Annotated in this window: 16 protein-coding genes; 6 read left to right on the top strand and 10 right to left on the bottom strand. The window is 66.3% G+C overall.

Features of this window, described 5'->3' with window-relative positions:
* The first annotated feature begins 37 nt into the window (after positions 1 to 37).
* Positions 38 to 1006, top strand: a complete 969-nt coding sequence (locus U5809_RS00690) for a cyclase family protein (protein WP_322085053.1) — start codon at positions 38 to 40, stop codon at positions 1004 to 1006.
* 66 nt (positions 1007 to 1072) lie between these two features.
* Here U5809_RS00690 and U5809_RS00685 read toward each other — a convergent pair whose 3' ends face one another.
* Positions 1073 to 1861, bottom strand: coding sequence for an SDR family oxidoreductase (locus U5809_RS00685; protein WP_322085052.1), 789 nt, complete (start codon positions 1859 to 1861; stop codon positions 1073 to 1075).
* A gap of 231 nt (positions 1862 to 2092) precedes the next feature.
* On the opposite strand from U5809_RS00685, the gene U5809_RS00680 reads away from it, so the two are divergent.
* A complete protein-coding gene (locus U5809_RS00680) occupies positions 2093 to 3040 on the top strand; it encodes a LysR family transcriptional regulator (RefSeq protein ID WP_322085051.1) in 948 nt (315 codons plus the stop codon).
* Between the two features lie 113 nt (positions 3041 to 3153).
* Here the strand turns inward: U5809_RS00680 and U5809_RS00675 are convergent, their stop codons facing one another.
* The gene (locus tag U5809_RS00675; RefSeq protein ID WP_322085050.1) at positions 3154 to 3570 is read right to left on the bottom strand and encodes an SRPBCC family protein; all 417 of its coding nucleotides are present in this window, start codon (positions 3568 to 3570) and stop codon (positions 3154 to 3156) included.
* A gap of 17 nt (positions 3571 to 3587) precedes the next feature.
* Positions 3588 to 4607 (bottom strand): aldo/keto reductase, encoded by a 1020-nt coding sequence (locus tag U5809_RS00670; RefSeq protein WP_282511993.1) that lies wholly within the window; start codon positions 4605 to 4607, stop codon positions 3588 to 3590.
* 321 nt (positions 4608 to 4928) lie between these two features.
* Between U5809_RS00670 and U5809_RS00665 the strand changes: the two genes are divergently transcribed.
* The gene (locus U5809_RS00665) at positions 4929 to 5273 is read left to right on the top strand and encodes a DUF4148 domain-containing protein (RefSeq protein ID WP_322085049.1); all 345 of its coding nucleotides are present in this window, start codon (positions 4929 to 4931) and stop codon (positions 5271 to 5273) included.
* A 256-nt stretch (positions 5274 to 5529) separates the two neighbouring features.
* Here the strand turns inward: U5809_RS00665 and U5809_RS00660 are convergent, their stop codons facing one another.
* The 4 genes from U5809_RS00660 to U5809_RS00645 all read right to left on the bottom strand — a co-directional run bounded on the left by U5809_RS00660 (position 5530) and on the right by U5809_RS00645 (position 9251).
* Positions 5530 to 6432, bottom strand: coding sequence for a LysR substrate-binding domain-containing protein (locus tag U5809_RS00660; protein WP_322085048.1), 903 nt, complete (start codon positions 6430 to 6432; stop codon positions 5530 to 5532).
* Between the two features lie 208 nt (positions 6433 to 6640).
* Positions 6641 to 7552 (bottom strand): NAD-dependent epimerase/dehydratase family protein, encoded by a 912-nt coding sequence (locus U5809_RS00655; protein WP_322085047.1) that lies wholly within the window; start codon positions 7550 to 7552, stop codon positions 6641 to 6643.
* A 139-nt stretch (positions 7553 to 7691) separates the two neighbouring features.
* A complete protein-coding gene (locus tag U5809_RS00650; protein WP_322085046.1) occupies positions 7692 to 8354 on the bottom strand; it encodes an ankyrin repeat domain-containing protein in 663 nt (220 codons plus the stop codon).
* A 42-nt stretch (positions 8355 to 8396) separates the two neighbouring features.
* Positions 8397 to 9251, bottom strand: coding sequence for a helix-turn-helix transcriptional regulator (locus U5809_RS00645; protein ID WP_322085045.1), 855 nt, complete (start codon positions 9249 to 9251; stop codon positions 8397 to 8399).
* A 271-nt stretch (positions 9252 to 9522) separates the two neighbouring features.
* Between U5809_RS00645 and U5809_RS00640 the strand changes: the two genes are divergently transcribed.
* The 3 genes from U5809_RS00640 to U5809_RS00630 all read left to right on the top strand — a co-directional run bounded on the left by U5809_RS00640 (position 9523) and on the right by U5809_RS00630 (position 12099).
* Complete coding sequence (locus U5809_RS00640; RefSeq protein WP_282512000.1) at positions 9523 to 10641, top strand: polyamine ABC transporter substrate-binding protein; 1119 nt, start codon at positions 9523 to 9525, stop codon at positions 10639 to 10641.
* A 77-nt stretch (positions 10642 to 10718) separates the two neighbouring features.
* Positions 10719 to 11090, top strand: coding sequence for a cupin domain-containing protein (locus U5809_RS00635; protein ID WP_176046598.1), 372 nt, complete (start codon positions 10719 to 10721; stop codon positions 11088 to 11090).
* A gap of 121 nt (positions 11091 to 11211) precedes the next feature.
* The gene (locus tag U5809_RS00630) at positions 11212 to 12099 is read left to right on the top strand and encodes a LysR substrate-binding domain-containing protein (protein ID WP_322085044.1); all 888 of its coding nucleotides are present in this window, start codon (positions 11212 to 11214) and stop codon (positions 12097 to 12099) included.
* Positions 12100 to 12111: 12 nt separating this feature from the next.
* Here the strand turns inward: U5809_RS00630 and U5809_RS00625 are convergent, their stop codons facing one another.
* The 3 genes from U5809_RS00625 to U5809_RS00615 all read right to left on the bottom strand — a co-directional run bounded on the left by U5809_RS00625 (position 12112) and on the right by U5809_RS00615 (position 15375).
* Positions 12112 to 12798, bottom strand: a complete 687-nt coding sequence (locus U5809_RS00625; protein WP_322085043.1) for an HAD-IB family hydrolase — start codon at positions 12796 to 12798, stop codon at positions 12112 to 12114.
* 140 nt (positions 12799 to 12938) lie between these two features.
* Complete coding sequence (locus U5809_RS00620) at positions 12939 to 15077, bottom strand: phosphocholine-specific phospholipase C (protein ID WP_322085042.1); 2139 nt, start codon at positions 15075 to 15077, stop codon at positions 12939 to 12941.
* 37 nt (positions 15078 to 15114) lie between these two features.
* On the bottom strand, positions 15115 to 15375 hold the full coding sequence (locus U5809_RS00615; protein ID WP_322085041.1) for a hypothetical protein: 261 nt from the start codon (positions 15373 to 15375) through the stop codon (positions 15115 to 15117).
* Between the last annotated feature and the right edge of the window lies 1 nt (position 15376).

Below are 15376 nucleotides of genomic sequence, written 5' to 3'. Positions count from 1 at the left end.
CTCGGGGCTCGCTTCGACCATAACGATGGAGACGAACATGTGTGTGCAGAAACCGGCCGACGGCCCGGACGTCAAGCGCCTGCTCGAGGGCCTGCCGACCAACTGGGGCAAGTGGGGGCCCGACGATGAAGTCGGCGCGCTGAACTATCTGCAGGCCGAACAAGTGATGCGCGGCATCGGCGCCGTGCGCCAGGGCCGAACTTTCACACTGCAGGTGGATATCGGCCACGCGAAGGGCGAGCCGCTGTTTCCGGGGCGGCGCCCGTCGATGCGGATGAACGTGCTCGACAAGGGCCACTTCCTCGCGGGCAAGGCGCACTTCGACGGCAACGTCGAATACGCGGACGACGTGATCTTCATGCACGTGCAGGGCTCGACGCAGTGCGATGCGCTCGGCCACGTGTGGTACGACGATACGCTGTGGAACGGTTATGACGCGCTGAGCACGGTCGGCGGCCTCGATCGCGCGAGCATCCTGCCGATCGCCGAGCGCGGGATCGTCGGGCGCGCGGTGCTGATCGATATCGCGCGCCATCGCGACAAGCGCGTACTCGACAAGGGCGAGACGTTCGATCACCACGACCTGCTCGAAGCGGCGCGCGCGCAGAACGTGACGATCGAGCCGCGCGACATCCTGCTGATCCGCACCGGCTGGATCGGATCGTTCTACGAGCGCGACGAGGCCGAGTTCTATCGCGATTACATCGAGCCCGGGCTCACGTTCAGCCGCGAACTCGTCGAATGGTTCCGCGAGATGGAGATCCCGAACCTCGTCACCGACACGATGGGCAACGAGGTCACGGTCGATCCCGCGTCGGGCGTGATGATCCCGCTGCACAACGCGCTGATGCGCAACCTCGGCATCGTGTTCACCGAAGTCGTGCTGCTCGACGCGCTCGCGGAAGATTGCGCGCGCGACGGCCAGTGGCAGTTCCTGTACACGGCCGCGCCGCTGAAGATCGTCGCCAGCACCGGCGCGCCCGTCAATCCACTCGTGATCAAGTAACGCGCATGACGCCACGCCCGGGGCACGTCGCGCGCCCCGGGCATTCGACTGCAGCCGCGCCGGAAATCAGAACGTGCCCGGATACGCGCCGCCGTCGAGCAGCACATTCTGCCCCGTCAGATAGCCCGCATGCGCGCTGCACAGGAATGCGCAGACCGCGCCGAACTCGGCGGCCGTACCGAAACGCCCGGCCGGCACGTTCCGGCGCTTCGCTTCACGCATCGCTTCGTAGTCCGTTCCTTCCGCCTGCGCCGACGCCTCGGTCGCTTTCTTCAGGCGATCCGTGTCGAACAGCCCCGGCAGCAGATTGTTGATCGTCACGTTGCTTGCCGCGATGCGCTTCTGCCGCGCGATGCCCGCGACGAATCCAGTCAAGCCGGTGCGCGCGCCGTTCGACAGGCCGAGCACGTCGATCGGCGCCTTCACCGCGCTCGACGTGATGTTGACGACGCGCCCGAAGCCGCGCGCGGTCATTCCGTCGACGGTTGCCTTGATCAGCTCGATCGCGGTCAGCATGTTCGCGTCGAGCGCGGCGATCCAGTCGTCGCGCGTCCACTCGCGGAAGTCGCCCGGCGGCGGGCCGCCCGCGTTGTTCACGAGGATGTCGATGTGCGGCGCGGCCGCAAGCGCTGCCGCGCGGCCCGCGCTCGTCGTGATGTCGCCCGCCACCGCGACCACCGTGACGGCCGGATTGAGTGCGCGCAGTTCGCGGGCAGTCGCCTCGAGCGCATCGCTGCCGCGCGCGGTGATCACCACGTTCACGCCCTCGGCGACGAGCGCCTGCGCGCAGCCCTTGCCCAGCCCCTTGCTGGCCGCGCAGACCAGCGCCCAGCGGCCTTCGATGTTCAGATCCATTTCTGCTTCGCTCCAGGCATCCGGCGCGTATCGTTCCGGCGTGACCGCAATCGACACGGCAATAAGTTCAAGTTATAGTGCGTGCGACCCGTTTCGCCGCACCTTCGCGGCCCACCGGTTCGCACGTCCGACGAACACGCTTAAAACAAGGCCAAATGCGCCAGCATAAGGAGGCGCACCCGGCGCGGCAATTGACAGGATGTGATACCGGTATAACTTTTTGTCACATCCATGACGCCGCCGCTGCACTCAATCATTTCCCGCCTTCACCTGAAGCAGTTGCGCCTGCTGATCGCGCTCGCCGACCAGGGCTCGCTGCTGAAGGCCGCGCAGCAGGTCGCGCTCACGCAGCCGGGCGCGAGCAAGGCGCTGCAGGAGATCGAGACGACCTTCGGCACGCCGTTGTTCAATCGCACCAATCGCGGGCTCGAGCCGACCGAGGTCGGCGATTGCGTGATCCGCTATGCGCGGTTGATTCATACCGACCTCGCGCACCTGCGCGAGGAAATCGTCGGCATCCTGCGCGGGCACGGCGGGCGCGTGAGCGTCGGCGTGATCATGGGCGCGGTGCCGCGGCTGACCGACGCGATCTCGACGCTCGTCGCACGCCACCCGGAGATGTCCGTCGAAATCGTCGAGGACACCAGCGAAGCGCTGCTGAGCGAGATCGATGCGGGCCGGCTCGACCTCGCGATCTGCCGCACGACGATCAGCCGCACGCCGCAGCTCTACGACAGCGTGAAGCTGCAGGACGAGACGCTCGCGGTGGTCGCGAACGTGCGCCATCCGATGAAGGGCGCAAAGAAGCTCACGCTGCGCGATCTCGCCGAGTACCGGTGGGTCGTGTATCGCGCGAACATGCCGATGCGGCTGCTGCTCGAACGCGAATTCCTCGAGGCCGACATCCGCTTTCCGCCGCATCTGCTCGAAACGACGTCGGCGTTCGCGACGCTCGCGCTGCTGCAGGGTAATCCGTCGTTCGTCGCGCTCGTGTCGATCGATGTCGCCAGGTTCTTCGCGCGGCATGACATGACGCGCATCCTGCCGCTCAGGATCGGTTCGCGCAGCGAGCCTTATGAACTCGTCACGCGCAAGGGCGCGCCTATCTCGCCCGGCGCGCGGCTGCTGATCGACGAACTGCATGTCGACAACGGCGGCGCGCCGGACTCAACGGCGTAGACCAGGCAAACATGCCAACGCCTTCGCTGCGAGCCTGAACCCGCAACGAAGGCGCTGACGGAGCCCGATATCGCCAGGCTCCTGCTCGCACGATGCGATGCGATGCGCTGCCGTCAGGCCGCCGCGAACCGCTTCGCGAGTTCCGCGAGGCCGTCTTCGTAGATTCCGCGGAACAGCTTGACGGTGTCGTCGTCGGTCGCGCCGTGCGGCGTGAACGTGCCCGACCACTCGACGGTCGACGCGTTCGGGCCGTTTTCGCGCACGCGCAGCGTGGAGCGATAGTTCACGACCGGGAACGGTGCTTCGAGGATCGCGTACGTGTAGCTGCGCGCCGCTTCGTCGAATGCGACCAGCCGCTCGACGATCGCGTCGCCGGCCGGGTTCGCGAGACGCCGCACGCGCCCGCCTTCGCCCAGCTCGCTGGCCGGAATGTACGACAGCCAGTCGGGCAGCGACCCGAAGCCGCCGATCAGTTGCCAGACGGTCCCGGCCGAAGCCGGGAGTTCGATGCTTGCATTTGCCTGTGCCATGTCATCACCTTTGTCGATTAACGATCGGTCGGCAGCGGCGCATTGGCCGCAATCAGACCCTGTTCACGCATGTCGCGCCAGAAGTCGGCCGGAATCACCACGTTCAGCGCAGCCTGGTCTTCCGCGATCCGCTCCGGACGGCTCGCGCCCGGAATCACCGCGACGGTGGCCGGATGCGACATCGAGAACTGCAGCGCGGCGGCCTTGATCGGCACGTTGTAGCGCGTGGCGATCGCCTTGATCCGCTCGACCTTCGCGAGGATTTCCGGCGAAGCCTTCTGATATTCGAAGTGCGTGCCGCCTGCGAGCACGCCCGAGCTGTACGGGCCGCCGACGACGATCCCGACGTTCTGCGCGGCAGCCGCCGGCATCACGCGTTGCAGCGCGCGCTCGTGATCGAGTAGCGTGTAGCGGCCGGCCAGCAGCATGCCGTCCGGTTGCGGTTCGGCGAGATCGAGCACCAGCTCGACCGGTTCGACGCGGTTTACGCCGAGGCCCCATGCCTTGATCACGCCTTCTTCGCGCAGTTTGCTCAGCACGCGGAACGCGCCCTTGCGCGCCACTTCGAATTGCGCGAGCCATTCGTCACCATAGAAATCCTGCGCGATGTCGTGCACCCAGACGATGTCGAGGCGGTCGGTACGCAGGCGCTTCAGGCTGTCCTCGATCGAACGCAGCGTCGCGTCGGCCGTGTAGTCGTTGACGATGCGGTTCGGCCGGCCGTGTTCGAACAGGCCGCCCTTTTCACCGAGATCGCGCGCCGACACGTCTTCGACTTCGTCGAGGATCACGCGGCCGACCTTCGTGCTCAGGACATATTCGTCACGCGGGTGGTTCGCCAGCGCGTCGCCGAGGCGGATTTCCGCCAGGCCGGCGCCATAGAACGGGGCCGAATCGAAATAACGGATGCCGTGTTGCCATGCCGCTTCGACGGTCGCCGCAGCTTCCGCGTCGGGGATGTTGCGGAACATGTTGCCGAGCGGGGCAGTACCGAAACCAAGGATCTTGTTACCGGGCAGCTTGTCTTTGAGACTCATGATTTTCTCCAGGGAGTGAGGGAAAGCGAGTTCAGTCTAGGGATGCAGGTTAAGTCTGTCCAAGACGGAATTCAACACACTTGAGTCCCACGAGGTCTGATTGGCCGATTTGAGACCTGTCTCGATGAGCCATGCCGACACCCCGTTCGGGCAGGACGCCCGGCCGGCAAGGCTTTCGACCGAATCCGCGCCCAATTCGTGATTTGAGATCAAAAATCATTTGGGCCGGCAGCCGTTTTTCCCGGGCGCCGCGATACCTATATTGGCTGCACTCGCAACGACATCAACGTGGTTGCGGTTCACTCAACCTGACAGGTACCCATGATGAAAACGCTGATTTCTTCCACGCTTGCCGCACTGATCCTTTCCGCCCCGGCGCTGTCGTTCGCGCAGCAGGCCGACCATCAACTGACCCGCGCCGAAGTGAAGGCCGAAATGGCTCGCCTCGCGGCCGTCGGCTACACGCCGGCGCTGGACCACAACCAGTATCCGGTCGCGATCCTCGCTGCCGAAAAGCGCGTGCGTGAAAACGCCGTTGCACAGGCAGCACCGAATGCCGCACCGGCCGCCGACAAAGCCGGTTACGGCAGCGAAGCCCTCACCACCAGCGAATCCGGCCGCGCGACGATGATCAACGGCCGCGACTCGATCTATCGCGGTCATTGAGTCGCGTAGACGCGCAAGAGGGCACGCCTCTCGATACGCGCCACCGCTCGCCCCTGCCTTCAGCATGGCCGGCCCGGATCGCCTGAACAGGCATTCGGGCCGCGCGTCGTTCGAATGCAATCGGCGCCACGGCGGCATCGATGCGCCAGATCGACAAACGGAACGATCTGAATTTCAACAGGAAAGGAGACGACTGCCGCCGCAGACGAATGCATCGCGCAACCGATGGCGATGCACGGCAGGCAGCCGATGCGCGTCAGTCGATATCGCCGCTGCTCTTCAATTGCATGGCGACATAGTCGAGAAAGCTCGAGATGCGCAACGACAGCCGGGTATTTCGATAGTAAACCGCATGAATCGGCTGACGGAACTCGACGGTTTCGTCGACGAGCAGTTCGACCAGGCTGCCGTCACGACGATGATTGCTCGTCATGTAGTCGGCCAGGCATGCGATGCCGGCGCCATTCAACGCCAGCGTCATCAGCGTCTCGCCGCTCGATGCCTGCAGCGCGGGGTGAATTCGATAGCTGTCGCCGTCGGCGGTGCGCAGCGGCCAGTGGTTCAGCGTTTCCGGCTGCACGAAGCCGAGCAGCGTATGGTTCGCGAGATCGGCGACGCTCGTCGGCACGCCGGCTTTCTCCAGATAAGCGGGGCTCGCCAGGATACGCAACCGGCTGCTGCCGAGCCGGCGCGCATGCAGCGTCGAATCGCGCAACTCGCCGATCCGGATCGCCACGTCGGTGCGCTGTTCGAGCAGGTCGATGATCTCGTCGCTCGTATGGAGTTCGGCCGCGATCGCCGGATACGCTTCGCGGAAGCCCGGCATCATCGGCGCGATCACGTGCTGCATGAACGGCATCGCCGCATTGATCCGCAGGCGCCCCGACGGCGTCTCGCGCTGGCTGACGATCTGCTCCTCGGCAAATTCGACCGACGCGATGATGTCGCGCGCGTACTCGAGGAAGCGCTTGCCCTCCTCGGTCACTTCAAGGCGACGCGTCGTGCGGCGGATCAGCGTCGTGTCGAGCTTCTCCTCGAGGCGCCGCAGGATCCGGCTCATCACCGAGGTTGGCTGGTGCAGCTTGTCGGCCGCGCCAGTCAGCGACCCGGTATCGGCGATGGTCACGAACGCGAGCATCTCGTCGAGGGTCGTCTTCATGGTCGGCAGTCGTCAGCGGTTTCAGGAACCGTCACGATAGTGCCGCCGCACCGCGTTGATAAGCGGGCGCGGACGCGAATCACAGTTGATTTCGATTCAACAATGCGCGGCGAATATTGTCGGAACAATCCTGCGTGAGGCCCGTGGCCGGTCGCGCGGACGCGCCCAGGCGGGCGCGCTTTTCTTCATACGGGTCGATCCACCGGCTTCATGCGGCGACGGGCATCTCGTTGCGAATCCAGTCCAGCATCGCGCCATGCTTCGGCGCCCAGCCGAGTTCCTGTCGCGCGCGCAACGCCTTCACGCGGCTGTTCGACGCGAGCGAGAAATGCGCGCGGGAATGACCGAGCACCTGCGCTGCGTCGGCGACGTCCCATTCGACGACGGACGGCAGGTCGAGACGTTCGGCAAGCGCATGGCCGATTTCCGCGAACGACGCTTCGCCGTTTTCCGCGAAGTAGAACGCGCCCGGCGACGCGGTATGGATCGCGCGCAGATACAGATCGGCAACGTCGTCGACATGCACGTTCGACCAGCGGTTCAGCCCCTTGCCGATCACGCGCACCGCGCCGGCGTCGCGCGCGATGGCCGCGAGCAGCGGCAGTTGCGCGCTGTCGCGGCGGATACCGAGGCCGTCGCCGTAGATCATGCTGTTGCAGATCACGGCCGAGCGGACGCCGAGGGTCGCGGCCGACATCGCGAGCCGGTCGATCGCGTGGCGCTCGGCCTTCGCGGGTTTGACGACGGGCGTCGTTTCGTCGAATACGGCGGCATCGCCATGCGCGCCCTGTGCGTCGTCCGCGATCACGCTGGTGCCGCTCGTATGCAGGAACGTCTTGCCCGAGCCGCCCAGCGCCGCGATGATCGTCTCGACGGCCTCGCGGTGATCGCTGCTGGCCGCGTTGACGACGCAGTCCGCGTCGCGCGCGAACGCATGCAGCAGCGCCGAGTCGTCGAGCGAGCCGACGACCGGCATGATGCCGGCCGCCGCGAGTTTCGCGGCGTTCTCGCCGTCGCGCGTCAAGCCGGTGACGACGTGCCCGGCCGATACGAGCCGCGCGGCCACGGAGCCGCCGATGTAGCCGCTTGCGCCCGTCACGAATATCTTGATGCCTTTCATCCGCTGCTCCGAGAGCGAGACGGCCAGTACCGGTCACGTCTCGCGAAATGTCGTGTGCCGCAGTATCGACGGCCGGCGTTGCCCGGGAAAGGCACGAATCGCCAAAACAGTTTTGAGCGCAACGGGATGATCGGCCGCGTCAGACGAATCCCTCTTCGACCAGCGTACAGCCGTTCGCGGTGATCTCGTGGCGCTGGCCCGAGCCGCCGACCACGCGGCTCCAGCTCGCCGACACGAGCACGGCCGCCTCGCCATCCGTGCGCAACGCATAGCTGAAGCCGCCGTACATGCCCGGCACCGCGAACCACGTGCTTCTGGCCCGCGCGTCGAGTTCCAGCAGCGGTTCGAGTTCGGGCAGGCGCAGTGCATCGACGCGCAGGTGCGCGATGCGGCCCAGGATCATCGCGTGGAAATGGCGCTGGATGGCCAGCAGCGCATCGGCGGGCACGAAGCGCCGCGGCTGCGGCGTCAGCCACTCGACCAGATGCCGGTGCCCGCGCCGCACCGCGATATCGATCGCGCGCTCGCGTTGCGCATCGCGCAGCATGCGCGATGCGCCCAGTCGCAGCAGTTCGGCAACGACCGCCTTCGGCGCGCCGCCGTAAGCGGCCTGGTGCAGCGGCGTGTAGAGCGACGTGCCGCCGAGCCGCGTCGCGTTGACGAGGTCAGGTTGTCGCGCGACGCAGTCGAGCATCGTCGCCCATTCGCCATTGCGTGCCGCGTCGGCCAACGCGTGCCGGCTCGCGACCTCCGCATTGCCGAGTACATCGGCGCCCATGATGCCATCCCATGCCATGCTCATGCGGCTCTCCTCGGGTATCGCGTGTGCTTCACGGCAACATCGTCACGCGTCGCTCCGGCGCGCCGACGACGACGCGTCGAGCGCATCGTGATCGACCAGCAGGTTCAGCAGCTGGCGCCGCGATTCGATGCCGAGCTTCGCGAATGCGCGCCGTGCATAGGTGTCGATCGACGACGGACGAATGCCCAGTTCGTGCGCGATATCCTGCGTCTTGCGGCCGCGAATGAGGCGGACGCACACTTCCGACTCGCGCGACGTCAGCTTCTCGAACACGTCGTGCAGTCGCTGCGTGGCGATGCCCTCGCGCGCACGAGCCGTGCCCGCATCGGCCGGCCGGTCGCCGACGATACGCCGATGCGCGACCGCCAGCGGCAACACGATCAGCGCGACATGCCGCACGATGCTCAGCTCCTTCAGCGAAAACGGCGGCAGCCGGCGCGCGCGGCACACCGACAGCGCATAGGTCAGCTCGTCCACGCGATACGTGACCACGCATTCGTCGTGAATGTCCTCGGTATCGTAAAACGCGCGCCGGATTTCCGGGTTCAGCCGCAGCGTCGACAGTTGCAGCAGCTGCGTATCGCGTTCGCCGCGGATGCAGTCGAACGTGGTATCGATCTGCGCGAAATCGCGGTAATAGCGCGTCATGGTGCGCTCGATCTGGTCCGGATACGTGCCGTAGCTGCCGATCCAGCCGACGCGACGCTCGAGCAGCGACTCGTCTTCGTAATCCAGATGAATGGAATCGCAATCGACGATGCGCGTCAGGTTCTCGAACACGACCGCGACGAAATCCGGCGATCCGATCGCACCGGCCACGGCCGACAGCGCGTCGGACATGAACACGAGCTGATTCAACTGGATATCGATCGTCGCGGCGGCGTCATGGTCGGTCATACGTTGCACGGGCAGTGGGGACGCTTACCGTTACCACGCCAAAAGTGCATTGCCAATTCCCTCGCGCCGGGTTCCCTTACGCACGGCCGCCCGGCTGTACGGATTTCATGGACAGACATCCGGCCGGCCGCCACATACAGTCGTTCCCGATATCCGGCGAGGCCCGTCGGCGCGTTCGCGGTTCGAAGCGACCCGCCGCGCGCCTCGCCGACCGACCCGCGGCGCGTCTGCGCCTCGCAGTGCGCCGCCCTCGTTCCGAAAGGGAGTGACCATGATCGTCCGCGTTTTTCGTCTCGCCTTCCCCGTTGCAATCGCGACCGTTGCCTGCTTCGCGCCGCTGTCGGTATCGCCGGCCCGCGCGGCCGACGCCGAACTGAACGTTTACAACTGGTCGGAGTACATTGCGAAAACGACGATCCCGGACTTCCAGAAACAGACCGGCGTCCATGTGCGCTACGACGTCTACGACAGCGACGACACACTGCAGTCGAAGCTGCTGGCCGGCAGTTCCGGCTACGACATCGTCGTGCCGACGTCGAACTACATGGCCAAGCAGATCCAGGCCGGCGTATACCAGAAGCTCGACAAGACGAAGCTGCCGAACCTCGCGAACCTCGATCCCGCGCTGATGAAGAAGATCGCCGAATCCGACCCGGGCAATCAGTACGGCGTACCGTGGGCCTACGGAACCGACGGCGTGGGCTACAACGTGCAGGCGGTCAGGAAGGCGCTCGGCGACGGCGCGCCGCTCGACAGCTGGGCGCTGGTGTTCGATCCGGCCAACGTGTCGAAGCTGAAAAGTTGCGGCGTGTCGTTCCTCGACGCACCGGACGACGTGTTTGCGGCCGCGCTCCAGTATCTTGGCAAGGACCCGAACAGCAAGAACCCGGCCGACTATCACACGGCGTTCGACATGCTGAAGAAGGTGCGCCCGTACATCACGCAGTTCAACTCGTCGGGCTACAACAACGACCTCGCGAACAACGACGTCTGTGTCGTGCTCGGCTGGTCGGGCGACGTCAGCGTCGCACGCCGCGAAGCGGCGGCGGCGAAGCGCGGCTACGAGATCCGCTACGCGAACCCGAAGGAAGGCGGCATCCTGTGGTTCGACGTGATGGCGATTCCGAAGGATGCGCCGCATCCGGAAGCCGCGCTGCAGTGGATCAACTACATCCAGGACCCGAAGGTCAACGCGGACATCACCAACGAGATCTACTACCCGAGCGCGAACAAGGCGGCCCATCAGTACGTGACGCCGGCCGTCGCGCACGATCCGAACGTGTACCTGTCCGCCGACGTGCTCGACAGGATGACGCTGTCGAAGCCGCGTTCGGCCGACATCGCGCGACTCGAGAACCGCCTGTGGCAGCAACTGAAAACCGGCAACTGACCGCGCCGCCCTCAACCGTGCAATCATGCGAACGCGCCGTCGGCGCGTTCATTTCAATTCGACGCAACCTGACCATCATGATCGACGTTTCCTCCATCACCGACGCGTTTGCCCCCAGCGGCGAGCCGACGCAGTACCGCGTATCGCCCGAGAAGCTGATTTCCGGCGATCCGCTGCACACGCTCACGCCCGGCTTCGCGAGTCCGTGCGGCCGCTTCTCGACCGGCATCTGGGAAAGCACGCCCGGATGCTGGCACGTCGCGTACACCGAAGCGGAATACTGCGAGATCCTCGAAGGCACGTCGGTGATCACCGACCTCGAAGGCAACCGGAAAACCCTGCGTGCCGGCCACCGCTTCGTGATTCCGCCAGGCTTTCGCGGCACGTGGGAAGTGGTCGAACGCACGCGCAAGATCTTCGTCGCGTACGACGAGCAACCGGCCGGGTAAGCGACAGCAGTGCGGGGCACGCGCAACATCGCGCCCCAATTTGCCACGCATTTCCACGCCGATGACATGGAAATGACACACGCGACCGGTAATTTCCGGTCGTCCCGTCCCGTGTGTCGCCATGCTTGCCCTGCTTCTTGCCGCCTTCTACGAAACCGCCCGCCAGGGAAGCGTGACCGCGGCCGCGAAGCGCCTCGACGTGAGCCAGCCGACGATCACGTCGCGCATCCAGCAGCTCGAACGCCACTACGGCGTCGAGCTGTTTCATCGTCGCGGCAACCGTCTCGACCTCAGCGATGCCGGTGCGTCGCTGATGCCGATGATCGGCCAGATGCTGCAGATGGAATACGACATCGATTTCGCGCTGCGCAACGAGCGCGAACTGCACACGGGCAACCTGCGCGTCGGCACGACCGGCCCGTTCTACATCCTGCCCGCGATCGCCGCATTCCGCCGCCAGTATCCGGCCGTGAAGATCAGCATCGAGATCGGCAACTCGCAGCAGGTGCTCGACGCGCTCGTCGATTTTCGCGTCGATGTCGCCGTGTCGTCGCAGCGCGACGACGATCCACGCTTCGTCCGGCATACGATCGCGAACGATCCGCTGGTGCTGGTCGTACACCGGTCGCATCCGCTCGCCGCGCGTGAGTCGGTGACGCTCGCGATGCTGGCCCGCGTGACGCTGCTGCTGCGCGAGGCCGGCTCGCGCACGCGTGCGCTGATGGAGCACGTGCTGAAGCACGCGGGCATCGACGTGCCCGCGAACGCGATCGAGCTCGGCAGCCGCGAAGCGATTCGCGAAGCCGTGCGGCACGACATGGGCTGCACGCTGATGCCGCGCGGCGAGGTCGGCGCGCATCCCGAGCTGCGCGCGATCGCGATCGCCGACGATCTGCCGCCGATGCACGAATACCTGTACTACCTCGATGCGCGCGCCGATACGCGGCTGATCACGGCGTTCATGGCGAACGTCGAACGCCGCGACGAACGTACGTTTGCACGCGCATAGCGACGCACACGCTCACACCGTTTCGAACAAGTCGACGATCTGCCAGCCTCGCTGCATCGCCACCGCGCGCAATCGTTCATCCGGATTCGTCGCGATCGCATCGGTCACCTTCTCGAGCAACGGCACGTCGTTGTGCGAATCGCTGTAGAACCAGCTGCGCTCGAAATCCGTCCACGTAAGACCGAGCGACGCAAGCCACGCATCGGTGCGCACGATCTTCCCCTCCCGATAGCTCGGCACGCCGGCCGGGCGCCCCGTATAGCGCGACTCGGGCCGGCCGTCGACGGTCTCGAGCTCGCAGGCGATCAGCGCCTCGATGCCGAATGCGCGCGCGATCGGCCGCGTGATGAACGCATTCGTCGCGGTGACGATGCAGCACAGGTCGCCTCGCTCGCGATGATGGCGCACGAGGTCGAGTGCAGCCGGCGAGATCGCGGGCCACACGACATCGGCCATGAAGCACGCGTGCCAGTGTGCGAGCCGTTCGCGCGAATAGCGTGCGAGCGGCGCAAGCATGTTGCACAGATGCGCGTGGATGTCGAGCGTGCCGGCTGCATAGCCGGCCGCGAATGCGGCGTCGATACGGTCGAATTCGGCCGCGTCGACGAGGCCGTGCTCGACCATGAAACGGCCCCAGGCCTGGTCGCTGTCGAACGGAATGAGGGTGAGGTCGAGATCGAAAAGCGCGAGTTGCGTCATCGAATGAAGCGTCGTGTGAACAGGAAGGAATGAAAAACGCGCGGCCTCGCCCACGCGAAGCCGCGCACAAAAGCCGGTGGCGCGAATCGGCGCGCCGCCGGCACCCGGTGATGCGACGCCGGCCGCACGGCCGGCGCCCGTCAGCTGGACACGCCCATCGCCGGATCGCTGATGCTGTCCTTGCCGGTCTCGACGCGGCCCGCGAAGCGGCGCACGAGGCCGTTCTCGGCCGTCAGCGTGAAGTCGTACCAGCCGCTCGACGCGGCGAGCGTCCAGTACGGCTCGACCTGCATCCCGGCCGGCACCGCATAGCTCCACGGGCCGTCGGTGCGGTACGCGTTCGACGTGACCGTGACCTGGCTCGCCGCGTTGCCGACGTTCATGATCGTCAGGTACACGGCGTCGTTCGCCGGGTCGTAGCACACGCGGATTTCCGGCACGGGGCCACTCGCGGCCTGCGCGACATTGCCCTGGAATTCGCGCAGGAAGCCGTTCGGCCCGAGCACCCACAGGTCGTAGTTGCCCGCGTCGTCGGCCACCGCGCGCCACGAATCCGACAACTGCTTGCCCGCTTCAACCGTATAGCGGCGCGGCGCGCGATCGAGATGCAGCTTGTCGTACACATGGAACACCGCGCCGACCGTGCCCGTATTGCTGAACGTGAGCCACAGCAGCCCGCCCGATACGTCGGCGCTCGCGCTCGTGTGCAGCTCGTACGGCAATGCGCGCGACGGCCGCGTGCCCTGCGGCTGCACCGGCATCTGCTGCGACGCGACCGACGGCACGGGCACCGCGCCCATCAGGGCCTGCTGCACGTGCTGCGCATCGGCCGCGGCCTTGGTCGGCGCCGGCAGCGACGTCGTCGGGTTGCCGTTCGGGTTCCTGAAGTTGAATGCCGACGTCATGTCGCCGCACACCGCGCGGCGCCACGGGCTGATGTTCGGCTCCTGCACGCCGAAGCGCTGCTCGAGAAAGCGCAGCACCGACGTATGGTCGAACACTTCCGAGTTGACCCAGCCGCCCGTGCTCCACGGCGATACGACGAACATCGGCACGCGCGGGCCCGGCCCGTACGGGCGGCCGTCCGGTGCGAGCGGCGACGAATCGCCGGGCGGGTTCGGCAGCGTGAAGTACTCGTACTGCGTGGTCACGGTCGACTTGCCCGCATACGTGCCGTCCGTGTTGCGCGACGGCGGGTTCGGCGGCGGCATGTGATCGAAGAAGCCGTCGTTCTCGTCGTAGTTCACGAACAGCACGGTCTTGCTCCACACGTCCGGATTCGCGGTCAGCGTGTCGAGCAGGCGCTGCAGGTAGTACGCGCCCTGCCCCGGCGTCGACGCGCCGGGGTGCTCGCAGTAGGCGGTCGGCGACACGATCCAGCTCACCTGCGGCATCCGGTTCGCCGCGATGTCGTCGGCGAGCGACTGCAGGAAGCCGCCGTCCGGCATCGTGTTGCCGATCCCCTTGTACAGCGGCGACAGTGCCTCCATCGCGGGTGTGTACGGCGCATTCGGCGAACCCGGCACGGTCTCGTTGACCTTGCGGAACGTCGCGAAACCCGCGAGCGGGTTGTCGGTGTAGTTGTCCGGCATGTTCTGGTAGACCTTCCAGCTCACGCCCGACGCCTGCAGGCGCTCCGGGTAGGTCGTCCACGTGAGGCCCGTCTTCGACGAACCCAGGCCGTCCCAGCCGTCGTTGTTCACGACGGCCGTGTTCGAGCCGGTCGGGCCGTTCGTGCCGGTCCACAGGAAGATCCGGTTCGAGTTCGTGCCGCCGTGCAGCGAGCAGTGGTACGCGTCGCACACGGTGAACGCATTCGCGAGCGCGAAGTGAAACGGCAGGTCGGACTGGCGCAGGTAGCCCATCGACGCATCGCCCTTCGACGCGGGCCATGCGGTCATCCGGCCGTTGTCCCATGCCGAATGCGAATCGGTCCACGAGTGCGCGCCGCCGACCAACAATGCGTTGCCCTTCGTGCTGTCGAGATAGAACGGCAGCACCGGGCGCTTGCCGTCGTTCTGCTGCCAGACCGGCGTGCCGCCCGGCTGCGGGATCGTCAGGCGATCGCCGAAACCGCGCACGCCGGGCATCGTGCCGAAGTAATGATCGAACGAGCGGTTTTCCTGCATGAAGATCACGACGTGCTGGACGTCGTTGATCGTGCCCGTCTGGTTGTTGGCGGGAATCGCGAGCGCCCGCCGGATCGCCGGCGGGAACATCGAGAAGGCCGTGCCGGCAGCGGCGGCACGGAGAAACGAGCGGCGGTCGATGGAAGTCATGATCGGGAAGGAAGGTCGTTCCGGAAAGGCGCGCGCGTCACGGCGCGCAGCGCAGCTGCGAGTTCAGCAACGGCGACGGCAGCGCGGCCGTGCCCGAGGCGGCGCACGGGCCGGCGCCCGGCAGCGCGACGATCGGCACCGGCGCGCTCGCGCCGCCGGCACCGGCCGGCGCGGCATTCGCCTTCGCGGCGCTGGCGGGCGTGCCGCCCGAATCGTCGCCGCCGCACCCGGCGACCAGCGCGCTCAGCACGCAGGCGGCGAGCACGACGCGCACGCGGCGCAGGTCTGTGATGGTCATG

The organism is Burkholderia sp. BCC1999 (assembly GCF_905339975.1).
GTDB lineage: Bacteria > Pseudomonadota > Gammaproteobacteria > Burkholderiales > Burkholderiaceae > Burkholderia.
This window is presented reverse-complemented; position numbering and strand designations above follow the sequence as displayed.